Genomic DNA, 17,705 nt, shown 5'->3' with positions numbered 1-17,705 from the left:
TATGCCGCTACGCGGTTGTCCTCCTTTTTTCTGTGATTAGCGGTACCGGTCATGTATAATAGAGGTGTTAGTTACGTATTGAACCAATTAGGAGGGTGATCAGCATGGATCAACCAATCACAAATAACGGCGCAAGCCGAGTTCAGGCGAAAGCCATGTTCGCAGGGGGCTGCTTCTGGTGCATGGTTTCACCATTTGAGGAAATGCCCGGCATTATAAAAGTCGAATCCGGCTACACGGGCGGGCATACCGTAAACCCAACTTACCAGGAGGTTTGCTCGGAGACGACCGGACATGCGGAAGCGGTACAAATTACGTATGATCCGCAGATTTTCCCGTATGAGAAGCTGCTTGATATTTTCTGGAGACAAATCGATCCGACCGATGCGGGCGGACAGTTCCATGATCGCGGCGAATCGTACAGAACCGGCATTTATTATTATGATGAGGAGCAGCATGCGCTTGCTGAAGCCTCCAAGCAGGAGCTTGAGGCAAGCGGCCGCTTCGACCGTCCAATCGTAACAGAGATCGAGCCTGCGCAAGCTTTTTATCCGGCAGAGGACTATCATCAGGGCTACCACAAAACAAATCCTTACCGTTACAAAATGTACCGCAAAGGCTCCGGGCGCGACGCGTTTATTTCGCAGAACTGGACAACAAGGAAGGATCAAGCGGAGCTTAAGCAGCGCTTGACGCCAATCCAGTATGAAGTGACGCAGAACAGCGGAACGGAGCGCCCTTTCACAGGCGAATATTGGGATCATACCGAGGATGGCATCTATGTGGACATCGTATCGGGTGAACCGCTGTTCAGCTCCCGTGACAAATATGATGCTGGCTGCGGCTGGCCGAGCTTCACGAAGCCGCTGCAGGCTGCAGCTGTCTCTGAGCATACCGACACCACGCATCATATGGTGAGGATCGAGGTTCGCAGCAAAGAGGGCGATTCCCATCTTGGTCATGTGTTCGATGATGGACCGCAACCAACGGGACTACGCTACTGCATTAACTCTGCATCGCTGCGTTTCATTGGCAAGGATAAGCTGGAGCAAGAAGGGTATGGGGAATACCTGCATCTGTTTGCGTAAAAAAGAAGATTCGATAAATGATCTAAATGGAGGAGAAGCCGAAGATGAATATTGAGGAAGCGATTCGTACGCGGAGAACGATTGGGCGAGTGAAGAAGGACCCTGTAGATCGAGCGGTCATTGAACGTGTGCTGGATGCGGCGGTTTGGGCGCCTAGCCATTTTAATACACAGCCTTGGTCGTTTATTGTAATGACGGGTGAAGGAAGAGAGCGGCTGGCCGAAGGCTACGCACGCGTATCTGCCGCTGCCGTTCCTGAGCTAAGCGGACAGGAGCTTGAGGATCGATTGGCGAAGGAACGTACGAAAGCATACCGTTCTCCTGTTGTAATAGCGGCAGTATGCTCGCCTTCAGATGATCCGCGTGCGGTGCTGGCTGAGGAGATTGCGGCAGCTCATGCTGCGGTGCAAAACCTGCTGTTGGCTGCACATGCAAACGGTCTTGGAGCGATTTGGCGTTCGGGCGATCCGATGTACCACCCGCTTATGAAAGAAACGTTCGGGCTTGCTGAGCAAGACCAAATCGTCGGCATTATTTACTTGGGTTATCCGGATATGGCTGCACCTGAGCCAAAGCGTATTCCGGCTACAGCAAAAACAGTTTGGCTTGAGTAGCATCTACGATAGAAACCGCAGCGCTCGTCATGGGCGAGTACTGCGGTTTCTTTTTTTTTGTTAGCGAGCCGCTATACAAGCTTTTTAATCGTAAAATTCGCTTGCAGCACATACCAATTTTGCGGAAAAGGAACGCCGAGCACCCAGTAGCTGACACCACGAAGCTTGTATGCTTTTACAAGATTGAACTTGGCCTGTACGCTGCGCGCGTCCTCATACCATACGATATGCTCAAGGCCTTCCTCATCGTAATAGTTGTAGTAGGGCGACTGGCTCTCCTCATTGTATTTGATCTCCGCGCCGTATTTGTTCGCTCGATTTACCGCCTCCTTTGGGCTGACGGTAGGCGCCCATTTCCCTCCTTTGACGTAAGGAAGCGTCCAGTCATAGCCGTATAACGGCATGCCCATTACGATTTTTTGCGATGGAATGACGCTAAGCGCGTAGCTTACCACCTTATTCACCTCGTTCAGCGGCGCGACGGCGAGCGGCGGACCACCGGACCAGCCCCATTCGTAGGTCATCAATATAACAAAATCGACGATGCCGCCGATTGCGGAATAATCATGCGCTTCATACAGCGTACCCGTTTGATTCGCGGTTAGCTTGGGGGCGAGGCAGACGGAGACGAGATAGTTTTGCGGATGAAGGTCGTCGACGAGTTTTTGCAGAAAAGCGTTATAAAGCTCTTTGTCCGCGGGAGGCACATACTCAAAATCCACGTTCAGGGCTTGATAGCCTTTTTGCTTCATCGTAGCAAGAATGTTTTCGACAAGCTTCTGTTGAAGGGAGGGATCAGCCAAAACCGCATGTGCGATATCAGGGCTGAACGTGCCATTTTCAAAATTGGAAATGACCATCATAGGAGCCGCTTGTTTGCTGTATGCCGCATTGATAACACCTGAATCATCTAGCGTCGTAAATGTACCATCCGTTTGCACGCGGTAGCTGAACGGGCTTAAGTAAGTTAAATAGGGGCCGATTTCCTCGACGATTTCGACGCCGGACGGTCCGAATTTCTCTGTATAGGCGTTGACCTCAATCGTTGGACGGGCTGCTTGGGGGATGACGATCGTTTGCCCTGGATAAATAAGTGCGGGATTCGTAAGCCGGTTCGCCGCGATCAGCTCTTGCAGCGTAACGCCGTAGCGTTGGCCGATCTGCCATAACGACTCGGAAGCACGCACCTTGTGGCTGGTTGCCTCGATTGGTATGATCAGCGATTGTCCGATGACGAGCACATTTTGATTGGTTAAGCCGTTAGCGGCAGCAATATCATCCACGGTAACGTCATGATTTTGAGCCAGTTTATAAAGCGTGTCTCCTTTTTGCACGACATGAATCAACACGATTGCCGAGCCTCCTTTTTCAAATGTGATGTAAAAACTCGCAACTGCCCTTGCATGGTACCGGTTATGCCAAATAACTCTCCAATCTAACTCTATTCAAAGCGCGCAGCTTCTAGTCTGATGATTACAAAAAATGGTTATTTCCAATTTTCCGCTTTCGCAGCGGTGCTGCTCTAAAAAATGGCGAAGCAAATTTGCGGAAGGAATAACGAGCATTGGGAATAATACGCAAATAGGGAGAAAAACGACGAATGATGCGTATTTTTCTCTCGGTGATTTCCGCCATTTATCCGAAATGCGGCACAGCGCAACAGCCGTTTAGGGAATTGGTTAAGCATTTACGCCATAAAAAAGTTGAATATCAACAGGTAAACACCTTTTTTTGGTTATACAGTTCTGATTTTCCGGCTCTTTTCTTCAAAAAAACGAACCTTTATAAAACATTCTCTTTTAATGTTCGTATTTCATTGACAGTGGTTTGGGGATTAGATAAACTAGAATAGGTTTGAGGCAGCGCGTGCTGCCGATGCGTAAATGACTGTCGATTTTCCTCGAATGGAGGGAGCAGCATTACGCGAATCATTTCAACTGGAATTGAAGGATGATTATCATTATTTTCTTCCTAATTCATTTAACGTCATCTCGTATATATTTGGGATAAGGCCTGAATGTTTCTACCCGGAAACCTTAATTTTCGGACTACGAGCAAGATGAATGGACGAGCGACCAAGCCTATTGCACGAACTAACGTGGCAAGATCTCGGCTTGGAACGCCATATAGCAAATTCGCAGCACGTATATGCCCTTTAGTTGGACATAGGTTGCCTCTCTTACGGGGCAGCCTTATGTTGTCTCACAGGCATAGCGGCGAAGGTTTTGCTTGTCCTCATTGTTGAGAAGCATGCTGAAGAACCGCAATCAATAGCATTGCCGGCCATTCTTTCTGCTTCCGCTCGAGTCCTGCGGCATTCCTATTCTTATGGTTGCTGAAGGGCTTTTTCTGTTTTTTGCAGCGGTAAGCGATAATGTTTTGACGTTTTATAAACTTATAAATGAAAGTGGGTTTGAACGCATGTCTGCGAAGGTTGGCGTCATCATGGGCAGCAAATCGGATTGGGACACAATGAAACTAGCCTGCGACGTTTTGGAGGAATTGCAAATTCCTTATGAGAAAAAGGTCGTATCGGCGCATCGGACGCCGGACCTTATGTTTGAATACGCGGAAACTGCGGTTGAGCGCGGGCTTAAGGTGATCATCGCCGGAGCTGGCGGAGCTGCACATTTGCCCGGCATGGTCGCTGCGAAGACGATTTTGCCGGTTATTGGCGTTCCCGTCAAATCCTCGAATCTGAGCGGGCTTGATTCCTTGCTCTCCATCGTTCAGATGCCTGGCGGCATTCCGGTAGCTACTGTAGCTATTGGCAATGCGGGCGGAACGAATGCAGGGCTCTTGGCGGCACAAATGCTCGGAGCTTTCGACCCCGAGGTGCAAGCGCGCGTGGAAGCGCGCCGCGAGCGCATCAAGCAGGAAGTGCTGGAAAGCAGTGAAACGCTATGAGTAACGAAGCGGACAAGCAGCAGGTTCACACGCTGCTGCCGGGCAGCACGATCGGCATACTTGGCGGCGGCCAGCTTGGCCGGATGATGGCGAATGCCGGGAGCGCGATGGGCTATCGGTTTATCGCGCTTGACCCGGTCGTCGATAGCCCGACCGGGCAGGTTGCCGAGCAAATCGTTGCAGCCTATGATGACCGCGAGGCGGCTCGCGAGCTTGCGAAGCGCTCGGATGTCATTACTTACGAATTTGAAAATGTGGATGCCGACGTGGCAGCGATGCTAATGGAGGAATCCTATGTGCCGCAAGGCAGCAAGCTGCTGCATACAACGCAGCATCGCCTTCGCGAGAAGCAAGCGATTGAAGCGGCAGGCGTGCGGGTTGCGCCTTACCGCGAAATTCGCAGCGTAGAAGAGCTTCGCGAGGCGGTAGCCGCTTTCGGAACGCCTTGCGTGCTGAAGACGGCGATGGGCGGTTATGATGGCAAGGGCCAATGGGTCATTCGCAGCGCGGGCGAAATCGAGGAAGCTTACGAGACGTTATCGCGCGCAAAGGTGCAATTGGTGCTGGAGCAGTTCATACGGTTTGATAAGGAATTGTCGGTTATAGCGGCGAGAAGTCCGCAGGGAGAGATCAAGGCTTTTCCTGTTGCGGAAAACATACACGTCGATAATATATTGCATTTGTCTATTGTTCCTGCAAGGATCAGCGCGGAGCTGCAGCGCGAAGCGGAACGGCTTGCGATGCGGATTGCCGAAGGGCTTGGCGTAGTGGGTCTAATCGCGGTGGAGCTGTTTGTTACGGCGGAGGGCGAGCTGTTCGTGAACGAGCTTGCGCCTCGCCCGCATAACAGCGGCCATTACACGATGGAAGCTTGCCGGACATCGCAGTTCGAGCAGCATGTGCGCGCGGTATGCAATCTGCCGCTTGGCGATACGGCGCTGCTGACTCCAGTCGTAATGGTTAACGTACTGGGCCAGCATGTCGAGCCGCTGCTTGAGCTGACGTCACGTCAGGATGAAGCTGCAAAGCGCCTCAAGGTAGCGCCGAAGCTGCATTTGTACGGGAAGAAGGAAGCTGTCTTTAAACGGAAGATGGGCCATATCAATGTGCTGGCAGAGAACATAGATGCTGCGCTTAGCTGGATCGAAGAAACAACTATTTGGAAGGTGTGAAGCAATCATGTTAGAGCGTTACAGCAGACCGGAAATGAGAGCGATTTGGACAGAGGAAAATAAATTTAGAGCATGGCTTGAGGTTGAGCTTTGCGCATGCGAGGCATGGTCTGAGCTAGGCGTTATTCCGAAGGAAGACGTAGTCGCGCTTCGCGCTTCCGCGGACTTCGATATAGACCGGATTTATGAAATCGAGCAGGATACGCGCCATGACGTTATCGCGTTCACGCGCGCCGTATCGGAGAAAGCAGGCCCAGAAGGCAAATGGGTGCACTACGGCCTTACATCAACAGACGTTGTAGATACGGCGATCGGCTACCTGCTGCTTCAAGCAAACGATATTCTCGTTAAAGACATCGAACGTTTTATCGAAATTTTGAAAAACAAAGCGATTCAATACAAGGATACGCCGATGATGGGCCGTACGCACGGCGTGCATGCTCAGCCTACTACCTTTGGCCTGAAAATGGCGCTTTGGTACGAGGAAATGAAGCGGAACCTGGAGCGTTTCCACCACGCGGCTAACAACGTGCAATTCGGCAAAATGTCCGGCGCTGTAGGCACGTTCGCGGACATTGATCCTTTTGTGGAAGAATTTGTATGCAAGAAGCTGGGCATTACTGCTGCTCCTATCTCTACACAAACCTTGCAGCGTGACCGTCACGCTGAATATATGGCGACGCTTGCTCTCGTAGCTTCATCGCTCGACAAGTTCGCAACCGAAATCCGCGCCTTGCAGAAGAGCGAATTCCGTGAAGTGGAAGAGCCGTTTGCTAAGGGTCAAAAAGGCTCCTCGGCAATGCCGCATAAACGCAACCCGATCGGCTGCGAGAACATCTCCGGCTTGTCCCGCGTCATTCGCGGACATATGGTTACGGCTTACGAGAACATTGCATTGTGGCATGAACGCGACATCAGCCACTCTTCCGTTGAACGGATTATTTTGCCGGACGCAACGATGCTGCTTAACTACATGCTGAACCGTTTGGGCAACATCATCAACAACCTGACCGTGTTCCCGGAAAACATGAAGCGCAACATGCAAGCGACTTACGGCGTACCGTTCTCGGGACGCGTATTGACGAAGCTGATCGACAAAGGCTTCAGCCGCGAAAAAGCGTACGACACCGTTCAACCGCGCGCGATGCAGGCTTGGGAGACACAGCGCCAATTCCGCGACATCATCGGTGAGACGGAGGAAATTACAAGCGTGCTGTCAACGGAAGAAATCGACGATTGCTTCAACCCGGCTTGGCACCTCAAGCATGTTGATACGATTTTCACTCGTTTGGGATTGATTTAAGGGGAGGCTGGCCTGATGACCGCAACATCGCAAGCTTTATCGACGGCTGTCGAATATATTAAAGCTCCGCTTATTTACAAAGGCAAGGTTCGCGAGCTGTACGATCTGGGCGAGCATTTCCTGATCGTCGTAACCGACCGCATCTCCGCGTTCGACTACGTGCTTGACCCCGCTGTGCCGGACAAGGGCAATGTGCTGAACCGCCTATCGGCTTACTGGTTCGAGCAAACGGCCGACACTCAAGTGAACCATGTGGTTCATACCGACGTAGAGAAGCTTGGCGATCTCGTAACCGAGCCTGAGCTGCTCAAAAACCGCATCATGGTTACCAAGAAAGCGGAACGTATCGATATCGAATGCGTCGTTCGGGGCTATATCACGGGCGGAGGCTGGAGACAATACCAGCAAACGTCTGCGATCAACGGCATCGAGCTTCCGGCGGGCCTTCGCAAAAACGAACGTTTTCCGGCGCCAATCTTCACTCCGGCCGCCAAAAACGACGTTGGCCACGACGAGGACATCCCGTTTGAGCGGATGGCGGCAATGGTCGGCGCCGAGCTTGCCGAAGAGCTGCGGGACCGCAGCATCAAGCTTTACGAATATGCTCATGGCTATTGCGCCGAGCACGGCATCATCCTTGCCGATTGCAAATTCGAATTCGGACTTATCGACGGCAAAGTTATTCTAATCGATGAAATCTTCACGCCTGACTCCTCAAGGTTCTGGGCGGAGGGCAATTACGCTTTAGATATCGAGATCGACAGCATGGACAAAGAACCAGTGCGCACGTACTTGCTCGGCTCCGACTGGGACCGCGACAGCAAGCCGGCACCGCTTCCCGAATCCGTAGTAGCCGAAACAACGGCACGCTACCGCGATATTTATCGCCGCCTTACAGGCGCTGAGCTTTAAAGAAAAACCGCGTCAAGCGAGAGCGATGGCGTTAAAGCCGCAAGGCAGGCAGTCAGCGAGAGCGCTGCTGCACCCCATAAATGCAAGGCAACCAGTGTACTAGCAAGGCTGCACTAATCAATCCGGTGGCCAGTGAAACGCGGCCACCAAACATTGCTTCACCGACCACCCTCGCAAAAGGTCTTAAATGAAAATGTGCGAAGCTCGGAGAGCGGGGAGTTGTTGTCGCAGAGCGACAGCGATCGCTTCTTGAAGCCGGGAAATTACCGCTAAGCGGTGTAATCAAAATTTCCCGGCTTCGAAAGCGACGAAGACAATAACCCCCGCGCCCGAGCGGCTGCCACATTTGACAATTAAGCTACTGCGAGAAAAACCCACATTTTCAGGAGGCTATTATGAAGGCAACCGTCTACGTCACCATCAAGCAAAACGTTTTGGATCCACAAGGAACCGCTGTACAAGGCGCGCTTCACACACTTGGCTTCTCCGAAGTCGAAAAAGTACGCATCGGCAAATATTTGGAGCTTGAGCTTGACACGACTGACCGCGCAGAAGCGGAAGTACGCATCAAAGCAATGTGCGAAAAGCTGTTCGCGAACACGGTTGTAGAAGATTTCCGTTTTGAGCTGGAGGGATAAGGCGATGAAGTTTGCGGTACTCGTATTTCCTGGCTCCAACTGTGACATCGATTGCTACAAAGCAGTCGAGGACACCATCGGCCAGTCGGTTGATTACGTATGGCACACAGCTACGGATTTGTCCGCTTATGATGCAATTCTAGTGCCGGGCGGCTTCTCTTACGGCGACTACCTGCGCTGCGGCGCAATCGCACAATTCGCAAGCGTGATGGGCGAAGTGAAAAAAGCGGCTGAAGCAGGCAAGTATATCCTGGGCATTTGCAATGGGTTCCAAATTTTGACCGAGGCTGGCCTTCTGCCTGGCGCATTGATCCGCAACAATGGACTAAAGTTCCGATGTCATCAATCGCCGCTTGAAGTAGTGAACAGCAGCACTCCTTTTACAAACCAATATTCGCAAGGCGAAATTATAAATATTCCTATCGCTCACGGCGAGGGCAACTACTATTGCGACGACGCAACGCTAGCTGAGCTCAAAGCGAACGACCAAATCATTTTCCGCTATGCGGGCGACACGAACCCTAACGGTTCGGTTGAGAACATTGCGGGCATCAGCAACAAAGCAGGCAACGTAGTAGGTATGATGCCGCATCCAGAGCGCGCAATCGATCAATTGCTCGGCTCGGAAGACGGCAAACGGATGTTTACATCGATTTTGAATGCATGGAGGGAACAACATGGCGCAGCAGTTAACAGCTAAAGAACCGACAGCGGAGCAAATTGCCGAGCAAAAGATTTACAGCCAGTTTGGCGTATCCGATTATGAGTTTGATCTGATTTGCGGATTTCTTGGCCGTAAACCTAACTACACGGAGATCGGCGTATTCAGCGTTATGTGGTCAGAGCACTGCTCTTACAAAAACTCCAAGCCGATTTTGAAAAAATTCCCGATTACCGGGCCTCGCGTTCTTATGGGACCGGGCGAAGGCGCGGGTATTGTGGATATCGGCGACAACCAAGCGGTTGTATTCAAAATCGAATCGCATAACCATCCATCGGCGGTTGAGCCTTACCAAGGCGCTGCAACGGGCGTTGGCGGCATTATCCGCGATATTTTCTCCATGGGCGCTCGTCCGATCGCTTTGCTGAACAGCTTGCGTTTCGGCAACCTGGAAAATGAACGCGTTAAGTATTTGTTCGAGCATGTCGTTAGCGGTATTGCCGGCTACGGCAACTGTATCGGTATTCCTACCGTTGCAGGTGAAGTAATGTTCGATGAGAGCTACGAGGGCAACCCGCTCGTTAACGCCATGTGCGTGGGCCTAATCGATCATGATAAAATTCAGCGCGGTGTGGCTAAAGGGGTAGGCAACCCGGTATTCTACGTAGGTCCTGCAACGGGCCGCGACGGTATTCACGGCGCTACGTTCGCCTCTGTTGAGCTTTCCGAGGAATCCGAAGAGAAGCGTACGGCGGTACAAGTCGGCGATCCATTCATGGAGAAGCTGGTTATGGAAGCGACGCTTGAACTAATCGATTCTGGTATCGTACTCGGCATTCAAGATATGGGAGCAGCGGGACTTACTTGCTCCAGCGCAGAGATGGCTTCCAAAGCAGGTAACGGCTTGGAGTTGTACCTTGACGAGGTGCCGCAGCGCGAAACAGGCATGACGCCTTATGAAATGATGCTTTCCGAGTCGCAAGAGCGCATGCTCTTCGTCGTAGAGCCGCAGCATGAAGCGCAAGCGAAAGAAATTTTTGACCGTTGGGGCATTATTTGCGCCAAAGTAGGTAAAGTAACGGATGACGGACGTCTCCGCTTGTTCCACCAAGGCCAAGAGGTTGCCGATATGCCGGTTAAAGCGCTCGTTGACGAGTGCCCTGTATACGACAAACCATCCAAAGAGCCAGCTTACTACGGCGAAAATGCTGCAGTAGACACAGCGGCTTATGAAGAAGTAACTGACCTGACTGGCGCGCTGGAGAAGGTTTTAGCTTCCCCTACCGTTGCTAGCAAAGAGTGGGTTTACAATCAATATGACTACATGGTTCGTACATCGACAGCTGTTCAACCAGGCTCCGATGCGGCAGTCGTGACGATTCGCGGCACGCGCAAGGCGCTTGCAATGACAACGGACTGTAACGGACGTTACGTATATCTAGATCCAGAAGTAGGCGGACGAATTGCAGTAGCTGAAGCAGCGCGTAACATTGTGTGCTCCGGCGCTGAGCCGCTTGCCGTAACAGACAACCTGAACTTCGGTAACCCTGAGAAGCCGGAAGTGTTCTGGCAGCTTGAAAAATCCGCAGACGGCATGTCTGAGGCTTGTGTCGTGCTTAACACGCCGGTAATCGGCGGTAACGTAAGCTTGTACAACGAGAACGCAAAAGGCGCGATCTACCCAACACCTGTAATCGGCATGGTTGGTCTCGTACATGACATCGATCACATTACGACGCAAGGCTTCAAAGCGGAAGGCGACGTTATTATTCTCGTTGGCGAGACGAAAGCGGAGCTAGGCGGAAGCGAGCTGCAATACGTATTGCAAGGCGCTGCTGCCGGCCGTCCTCCCGAAATTGATCTTGCGACGGAGAAAAAGGTTTTGGATGCCGTGCTTGGCGCTATTCAAAAAGGTCTTGTCGCATCGGCGCATGACTTGTCCGAAGGCGGTATCGCGGTTGCTGTTGCAGAATCATGCATCAGCGGACGCCTTGGCGCGGAAGTGGCATTGTCATCCGAGCTTCGCGCAGATCACTTGCTGTTCAGCGAATCGCAATCCCGTATCTTGCTGTCGGCTAAACCGGAGCAAGCGGCGGCGTTGCAAGCCCTGCTTACTGAGCAAGGCGTTGTACATGCACAAATCGGTAACGTTAAAGGCAGCAGCCTGACCATAAGCGTAAACGGAAAAGCCGGTATTCAGGCGCCGGTACAACAACTGGAGAAGGTCTGGAAGGATGCGATTCCATGTCTGATGAAATAAGACAGGAGCCTTTGCTGTGGACAGGAGATCACTATAACGAAGGCATTGGCCGCGACGATATTTTTGATAAATTGCGTGAGGAGTGCGGCGTGTTCGGGGTATTTAACCTCCCCGAGGCGTCCAACCTCTCTTATTACGGACTTCATGCCTTGCAGCACCGCGGCGAGGAAAGCGCAGGGATTTGTACCGTTGATACAAGCAACGGCAACAAGTTCGCCTATCACCGCGGCATGGGCCTTGTAAAAGAAGTTTTCGATAAAGAAAAGCTGGATATGCTTGCCGGCGACCGCTCCATCGGTCACGTCCGTTACTCGACAGCAGGAGAGAGCAAGCTTGCCAACGCGCAGCCGCTTATTTTCCGCTATCGGGACGGTGACCTTGCGGTTGCTACGAACGGTAATATCGTGAACGCGCCGGAAATTCGCCATGAGCTGGAGATGTCGGGCTCGATCTTCCAAACGTCTAGCGACACGGAAGTTATCGCGCATCTCATCGCACGCTCGTCGAAGGATTTCGAGACGGCTGCGAAGGAAGCTTTGCAGCGCATTGTCGGCGGATTTGCATTCCTTATTATGACCAATGACAAGCTGCTTGTTGCGTCTGATCCGCATGGCTTGCGTCCGCTAGTAATGGGCCGCATTGGCGACGGTTACGTATTCTCGTCGGAATCATGCGCGTTTGAGACGATTGGCGCCGTGTATGAGCGTGATGTTCAGCCGGGTGAATTGCTAATTTTGGACGCAAACGGCATGCGCGAGGATCGTTATGCGAAGGTTGACCGCCGCGCGACCTGCGCGATGGAGTATATTTATTTTGCCCGCCCGGACAGTGATATCAATGGCATTAACATTCACTCGGCGCGCAAACGGATGGGACGCCAGCTTGCTACGGAGTCGTTCGTGGATGCGGATATCGTAACGGGTGTTCCCGATTCGAGTATTTCCGCAGCGATTGGCTATGCAGAGCAAACGGGGATTCCATACGAGCTCGGTTTGATCAAAAACAAATATACCGGCCGGACGTTCATCCAGCCTTCTCAAGAGCTTCGCGAGAAAGGCGTCAAAATGAAGCTGTCAGCCGTTCGTAAAGTAGTGGAAGGAAAACGCGTCGTGATGATTGACGATTCAATCGTGCGCGGCACGACATCGCTTCGTATCGTGAACTTGCTTCGCGAGGCGGGAGCGACAGAGGTGCATGTTCGGATTACATCGCCTCCTTTCAAAAACCCTTGTTATTACGGCATTGATACTCCGGACCGCAAGGAGCTTATCGCTTCTTCCCGTACGGTTGAAGAAATCCGGAAACAAATCAACGCGGATTCCTTATCCTTTTTAAGCGATCAAGGTTTTGTTGAATCGGTTGGCGGCAATGACGGAGCGTATAATCGCGGCATGTGTCTAGCTTGCTTCGATAACGACTATCCTACGCCGGTTAACGAAGAATCGGACAAAAGCTGCAGCTGTTAATAGCATAAATGATTAACCCTATGGAGCGAATGCTGCTCTTAAATTAGTTAAGGAGTTGACCGAGAGTGTCAGAAGCGTACAAAAAAGCCGGCGTCGATATCGCGGCAGGCAACGAAGCGGTTGAACGGATGAAGAAGCACGTAAAGCGGACTTATCGTCCAGAGGTGCTGGCAGAGCTTGGCGGCTTTGGCGGTCTGTTCAGCCTGAACAAGGACAAGTACGATGAGCCTGTGCTCGTGTCTGGAACGGATGGCGTCGGAACGAAGCTGAAGCTTGCTTTTGCAATGGACAAGCATGACACGATCGGCATTGATGCCGTTGCTATGTGCGTGAACGATATTATCGTACAAGGCGCGGAGCCGTTGTTCTTCCTTGATTACTTGGCATGCGACAAGGTTGTTCCTGAGAAGATCGAAGCCATTGTCAAAGGTATCGCGGAAGGCTGCGTGCAAGCAGGCTGTTCCTTGATCGGCGGCGAGACGGCTGAAATGCCGGGCATGTACCAAGGCGGAGAATACGATATCGCCGGCTTTACGGTCGGTATTGTGGATAAGAAAAAAATGATCGACGGCTCCACAATTGCAGCGGGCGACGCTGTTATCGGTTTCGCATCAAGCGGCATTCACAGCAACGGCTTCTCGCTTGTTCGTCGTTTGCTGCTCGAAGACGCTGGCTACTCGCTTGATCAAGAGCTGGAAGAGCTTGGCGGCGCGAAGCTTGGCGACGTGCTGATCGAACCAACTCGCATCTACGTGAAATCGGCGCTTAAGCTGGTTGAGCAAGTAGAAGTGAAAGGCATGGCGCATATTACGGGCGGCGGCTTTATCGAGAACATTCCGCGGGTTCTGCCTGACGGCGTGAACGTTGACGTGGAATACGGCTCTTGGCCGATTTTGCCGATCTTCGATTTGATGCAAAATAAAGGCGGCATTACGAATCGTGATATGTTCACGACTTTTAATATGGGTATTGGTCTAGTTGTTGTTGTACCGGCTGATCAAGCAAATGAAGCTCTTCGCATTGCAGCTGAGCTTGGTGAGCAGGCTTACCGTATCGGAACGGTTACGGAAGGAAGCCGCATCGTGACGTTTACGGGAGCGGACGTATAATGGGAACACTTCGCATCGCTGTATTCGCTTCGGGACAAGGTACGAACTTCCAAGCGATTGTAGATGCGGTGCAGGAGGGGAAGCTCGATGTAACCATCGAGCTTCTTGTTTGTGACAAGCCTGCCGCTCCCGTTGTGGAGCGCGCACGGAAGGCTGGCGTGGACACGTTCCTGTTCACGCCGAAGGAGTATCCGTCTCGCGAGGCTTATGAGACGGAAATTATCGCCGAGCTTCAGCGCCGCGGCGTGGAGCTGATCGTGCTTGCGGGTTATATGCGCATTATCACGTCCGTGCTTGTTGAGCCGTTCTACGGCCGGATGATTAACATTCATCCGGCATTGCTGCCGGCTTTTCCCGGCGTGAACGGGATCGGGCAGGCGCTGGCGTACGGCGTCAAGCTGACTGGCGTCACCGTCCACTACGTGGACGGCGGCATGGACAGCGGGCCGATCATCGCGCAGCGCGCAGTCGAAGTGGCGGACGAGGATACGGAAGACTCGCTCGCCGAACGCATTCATGCAGCCGAGCAAGCGCTGCTGCCGGCGGTTATTCAGCAGATCGCGCAGGGCCGCGTATCACTGAACGGGCGCCACGTGACCGTGAGCCGCTAGGCGGCTGTTGTGTGGGATAGAGCTAGAAACTAGCCTATGTCCAGCTACGACTGCGGAAATGAGCACATTTAGCGGTTCGCTGGAGGGATAGAGCTAGGAAAAGCTCTATTTCACGGATTTCGGATCGTTTGAGGGGAAAAAGTCTAGAAACTAGACGTATTTTCAGCTATGGCGGCTAGGATGAGCACATTTAGCGGTTCGCTGGAGGAATAGAGCTGGAAAGTAGCTCTATTTCACACTTTCTGGCCCGAATGAGCGAAATAAGTCTAGAAACTAGCCTTATTTCCAGCTTTGATGGTGGAAACGAGCACATTTGGTGACTCGCTGGAGGAATAGAGCTAGAAATTAGCTCTATTTCACGGATTTCGGCTCATTTGAGCGAAATAAGTCTAGAAACTAGCCTTATTCCAACTCCGACTGCGGAAATGAGCACATTTGGCGGTTCGCTGGAGGAATAGAGCTAGAAATTAGCTCTATTTCACGGATTTCGGCTCATTTGAGCGAAATAAGTCTAGAAACTAGCCTTATTTCCAGCTTTGATGGTGGAGACGAGCACATTTGGCGGTTCGCTGGAGGAATAGAGCTAGAAATTAGCTCTATTTCACGGATTTCGGCTCATTTGAGCGAAATAAGTCTAGAAACTAGCCTTATTTCCAGCTTTGATGGTGGAGACGAGCACATTTGGCGGTTCGCTGGAGGAATAGAGCTAGAAATTAGCTCTATTTCACGGATTTCGGCTCATTTGAGCGAAATAAGTCTAGAAACTAGCCTTATTTCCAGCTTTGATGGTGGAGACGAGCACATTTGGCGGTTCGCTGGAGGAATAGAGCTAGAAATTAGCTCTATTTCACGGATTTCGGCTCATTTGAGCGAAATAAGTCTAGAAACTAGCCTTATTTCCAGCTTTGATGGTGGAGACGAGCACATTTGGCGGTTCGCTGGAGGAATAGAGCTAGAAATTAGCTCTATTTCACGGATTTCGGCTCATTTGAGCGAAATAAGTCTAGAAACTAGCCTTATTTCCAGCTTTGATGGTGGAGACGAGCACATTTGGCGGTTCGCTGGAGGAATAGAGCTAGAAATTAGCTCTATTTCACGGATTTCGGCTCATTTGAGCGAAATAAGTCTAGAAACTAGCCTTATTTCCAACTCCGACCGCGGAAATGAGCACATTTGGCGGTTCGCTGGAGGAATAGAGCTAGAAATTAGCTCTATTTCCCAAACTTCGGCTCGTTTGAGCGAAATAAGTCTAGAAACTAGGCCTATTCCCACCCGTCGCGGTGGAAATGAGCCCATTCGAGCGAATGTAACGGACGGTCGGAAGGTTTTCTTTTGAGAAAAGCATTGGTTTGGTCAAATAGATGAGGAGGTATTTGCGTGGCTATTCGTAGAGCGTTAATTAGTGTTTCCGATAAGTCGGGAATCGTGGAATTTTCCAGAGAGTTAGCAAATCAAGGTGTGCAAATTATTTCGACGGGCGGTACGTTCAGCCTGCTTCAAAAGGAAGGCGTTCCGGTTATCGGTATTTCCGATGTGACGGGTTTTCCTGAAATTCTGGATGGACGCGTCAAGACGCTTCACCCGGCCGTTCATAGCGGACTGCTTGCCGTTCGTGATGATGAAGAGCATCAAAAGGCGATGAAGGAGCTTGGCCTCGACTACATCGACCTCGTTATCGTTAACCTTTATCCGTTTAAAGAAACGATCGCGAAGCCAGACGTATCGTACGAGGACGCGATCGAGAACATCGATATCGGCGGACCTACGATGCTGCGCTCCGCTGCCAAGAACCACGCGTTCGTAACGGTTGTTGTTGACGCCGGCGACTACGGCACGATTCTTGAAGAAGTGAAAGCACAGGGCGACACGACTCTTGAAACGCGCAAACGTCTGGCTGCCAAAGTATTCCGCCACACGGCTGCTTACGATTCCCTAATCTCGGACTACCTCTCCAAGCAAATGGGCGAGCCGCTTCCTGAGACTTACACCGTGACTTACGAGAAAGTACAGGATCTTCGTTACGGCGAGAACCCGCATCAGAAGGCTGCTTTCTACAGCAAGCCGCTTGCTGCAGCAGGCAACGTAACAACGGCTGAGCAGCTTCACGGCAAAGAGCTTTCCTACAACAACATCAGCGACGCCAACGCTTCGCTCGCGATTCTCAAAGAATTTGACGAGCCAGCGGTTGTAGCCGTTAAACATATGAACCCATGCGGCGTAGGTATCGGAGCAACGATTCACGAGGCTTACCAAAAAGCATATGCAGCGGACCCAACCTCGATCTTCGGCGGCATCGTTGCGGCTAACCGTACGATTGGCGCTGATACGGCTGAGCTGCTTGGCGGCATTTTCCTCGAAATTATCATTGCACCGGACTTCACGCCTGAGGCGCTTGATATTTTGACGAAGAAGAAAAACATCCGTTTGCTCAAGCTTGGCGAGCTGTCCGCAGCTGGCGAGCGCAAGCCGGAATGGCTTGTGACATCGGTTGACGGCGGCATGCTTGTTCAAGAGAGCGACGTTCACAGCGTGACGGAAGCGGATCTGCAATTTGTAACAGACCGCAAGCCGACTGCGGAAGAGCTCAAGCAGCTTCTATTCGGCTGGAAAGTCGTTAAGCACGTGAAATCCAATGCGATTTTGCTTGCGAAGGATGACATGACGATCGGCGTTGGCGCTGGCCAGATGAACCGCGTAGGCGCAGCTCGCATTGCGATTGAGCAAGCGGGTGAAGCAGCAAAAGGCGCAGCGCTTGCTTCGGATGCGTTTTTCCCAATGGGCGATACGGTAGAGCTTGCGGCAAAAGCAGGCATTACGGCGATCATCCAACCAGGCGGCTCCATTAAGGACGAAGAGTCTATCGCTGCGGCGAATGCAAACAACATCGCAATGGTGTTCACAAGCGTACGCCACTTCAAGCACTAGATTCGAGAGAAGCTAATTAAAAGCAGCCGTACGTTAACG

The 17,705-nt window shown here is 51.7% G+C and carries 16 protein-coding genes and 1 riboswitch; of the genes, 15 read left to right on the top strand and 1 reads right to left on the bottom strand.

Translation table 11 applies throughout. The annotated features are described in order from the left end of the window. The first annotated feature begins 104 nt into the window (after positions 1-104). The gene (msrA, locus tag A7975_RS21455; protein WP_065386490.1) at positions 105-1,088 is read left to right on the top strand and encodes a peptide-methionine (S)-S-oxide reductase MsrA; all 984 of its coding nucleotides are present in this window, start codon (positions 105-107) and stop codon (positions 1,086-1,088) included. A 44-nt stretch (positions 1,089-1,132) separates the two neighbouring features. Then, positions 1,133-1,702, top strand: a complete 570-nt coding sequence (locus A7975_RS21450; protein WP_065386489.1) for a nitroreductase family protein — start codon at positions 1,133-1,135, stop codon at positions 1,700-1,702. A 71-nt stretch (positions 1,703-1,773) separates the two neighbouring features. Here A7975_RS21450 and A7975_RS21445 read toward each other — a convergent pair whose 3' ends face one another. Further along, a complete protein-coding gene (locus A7975_RS21445) occupies positions 1,774-3,051 on the bottom strand; it encodes a LysM peptidoglycan-binding domain-containing protein (protein WP_065386488.1) in 1,278 nt (425 codons plus the stop codon). 251 nt (positions 3,052-3,302) lie between these two features. Between A7975_RS21445 and A7975_RS21440 the strand changes: the two genes are divergently transcribed. The 13 genes from A7975_RS21440 (at position 3,303) to purH (ending at position 17,666) form a co-directional block, all read left to right on the top strand. Next, on the top strand, positions 3,303-3,554 hold the full coding sequence (locus A7975_RS21440) for a hypothetical protein (protein ID WP_065386487.1): 252 nt from the start codon (positions 3,303-3,305) through the stop codon (positions 3,552-3,554). Positions 3,555-3,673: 119 nt separating this feature from the next. Then, positions 3,674-3,773: riboswitch (purine riboswitch) on the top strand. Positions 3,774-4,123: 350 nt separating this feature from the next. Then, entirely contained in the window at positions 4,124-4,609 is a 486-nt protein-coding gene (gene purE, locus A7975_RS21435) for a 5-(carboxyamino)imidazole ribonucleotide mutase (RefSeq protein WP_053377464.1), read from the top strand. After that, a complete protein-coding gene (purK, locus tag A7975_RS21430; protein ID WP_065386486.1) occupies positions 4,606-5,781 on the top strand; it encodes a 5-(carboxyamino)imidazole ribonucleotide synthase in 1,176 nt (391 codons plus the stop codon). The genes purE and purK overlap by 4 nt, the downstream gene beginning before the upstream one ends. 7 nt (positions 5,782-5,788) lie before the next feature. Further along, on the top strand, positions 5,789-7,084 hold the full coding sequence (purB, locus tag A7975_RS21425; RefSeq protein WP_053372688.1) for an adenylosuccinate lyase: 1,296 nt from the start codon (positions 5,789-5,791) through the stop codon (positions 7,082-7,084). 15 nt (positions 7,085-7,099) lie between these two features. Further along, positions 7,100-7,996 carry a phosphoribosylaminoimidazolesuccinocarboxamide synthase gene (locus A7975_RS21420; protein ID WP_065386485.1) on the top strand — a complete coding sequence of 299 codons (897 nt, stop codon included), beginning with the start codon at positions 7,100-7,102 and terminating at the stop codon, positions 7,994-7,996. Between the two features lie 392 nt (positions 7,997-8,388). After that, a complete protein-coding gene (gene purS, locus A7975_RS21415) occupies positions 8,389-8,634 on the top strand; it encodes a phosphoribosylformylglycinamidine synthase subunit PurS (RefSeq protein WP_175598164.1) in 246 nt (81 codons plus the stop codon). 4 nt (positions 8,635-8,638) lie between these two features. Then, positions 8,639-9,334 (top strand): phosphoribosylformylglycinamidine synthase subunit PurQ, encoded by a 696-nt coding sequence (purQ, locus tag A7975_RS21410; protein ID WP_053372685.1) that lies wholly within the window; start codon positions 8,639-8,641, stop codon positions 9,332-9,334. Further along, on the top strand, positions 9,312-11,555 hold the full coding sequence (gene purL, locus A7975_RS21405) for a phosphoribosylformylglycinamidine synthase subunit PurL (RefSeq protein ID WP_053372684.1): 2,244 nt from the start codon (positions 9,312-9,314) through the stop codon (positions 11,553-11,555). The genes purQ and purL overlap by 23 nt, the downstream gene beginning before the upstream one ends. Further along, on the top strand, positions 11,540-13,021 hold the full coding sequence (gene purF / locus A7975_RS21400; protein WP_053372683.1) for an amidophosphoribosyltransferase: 1,482 nt from the start codon (positions 11,540-11,542) through the stop codon (positions 13,019-13,021). The genes purL and purF overlap by 16 nt, the downstream gene beginning before the upstream one ends. Positions 13,022-13,086: 65 nt before the next feature. Next, positions 13,087-14,130 (top strand): phosphoribosylformylglycinamidine cyclo-ligase, encoded by a 1,044-nt coding sequence (purM, locus tag A7975_RS21395; protein ID WP_053372682.1) that lies wholly within the window; start codon positions 13,087-13,089, stop codon positions 14,128-14,130. Next, on the top strand, positions 14,130-14,741 hold the full coding sequence (purN, locus tag A7975_RS21390) for a phosphoribosylglycinamide formyltransferase (protein WP_053372681.1): 612 nt from the start codon (positions 14,130-14,132) through the stop codon (positions 14,739-14,741). The genes purM and purN overlap by 1 nt, the downstream gene beginning before the upstream one ends. Positions 14,742-15,237: 496 nt before the next feature. Further along, positions 15,238-16,077, top strand: a complete 840-nt coding sequence (locus A7975_RS21385; protein ID WP_065386484.1) for a hypothetical protein — start codon at positions 15,238-15,240, stop codon at positions 16,075-16,077. Between the two features lie 41 nt (positions 16,078-16,118). Next, a complete protein-coding gene (purH, locus tag A7975_RS21380; protein WP_065386483.1) occupies positions 16,119-17,666 on the top strand; it encodes a bifunctional phosphoribosylaminoimidazolecarboxamide formyltransferase/IMP cyclohydrolase in 1,548 nt (515 codons plus the stop codon). Positions 17,667-17,705: the final 39 nt, after the last annotated feature.

The organism is Bacillus sp. FJAT-26390 (genome assembly GCF_001682865.1).
GTDB lineage: Bacteria > Bacillota > Bacilli > Paenibacillales > Paenibacillaceae > Pristimantibacillus.
The sequence above is the reverse complement of the archived record's forward strand: the minus strand, read 5'-3'. Positions and strand labels throughout refer to the sequence as shown.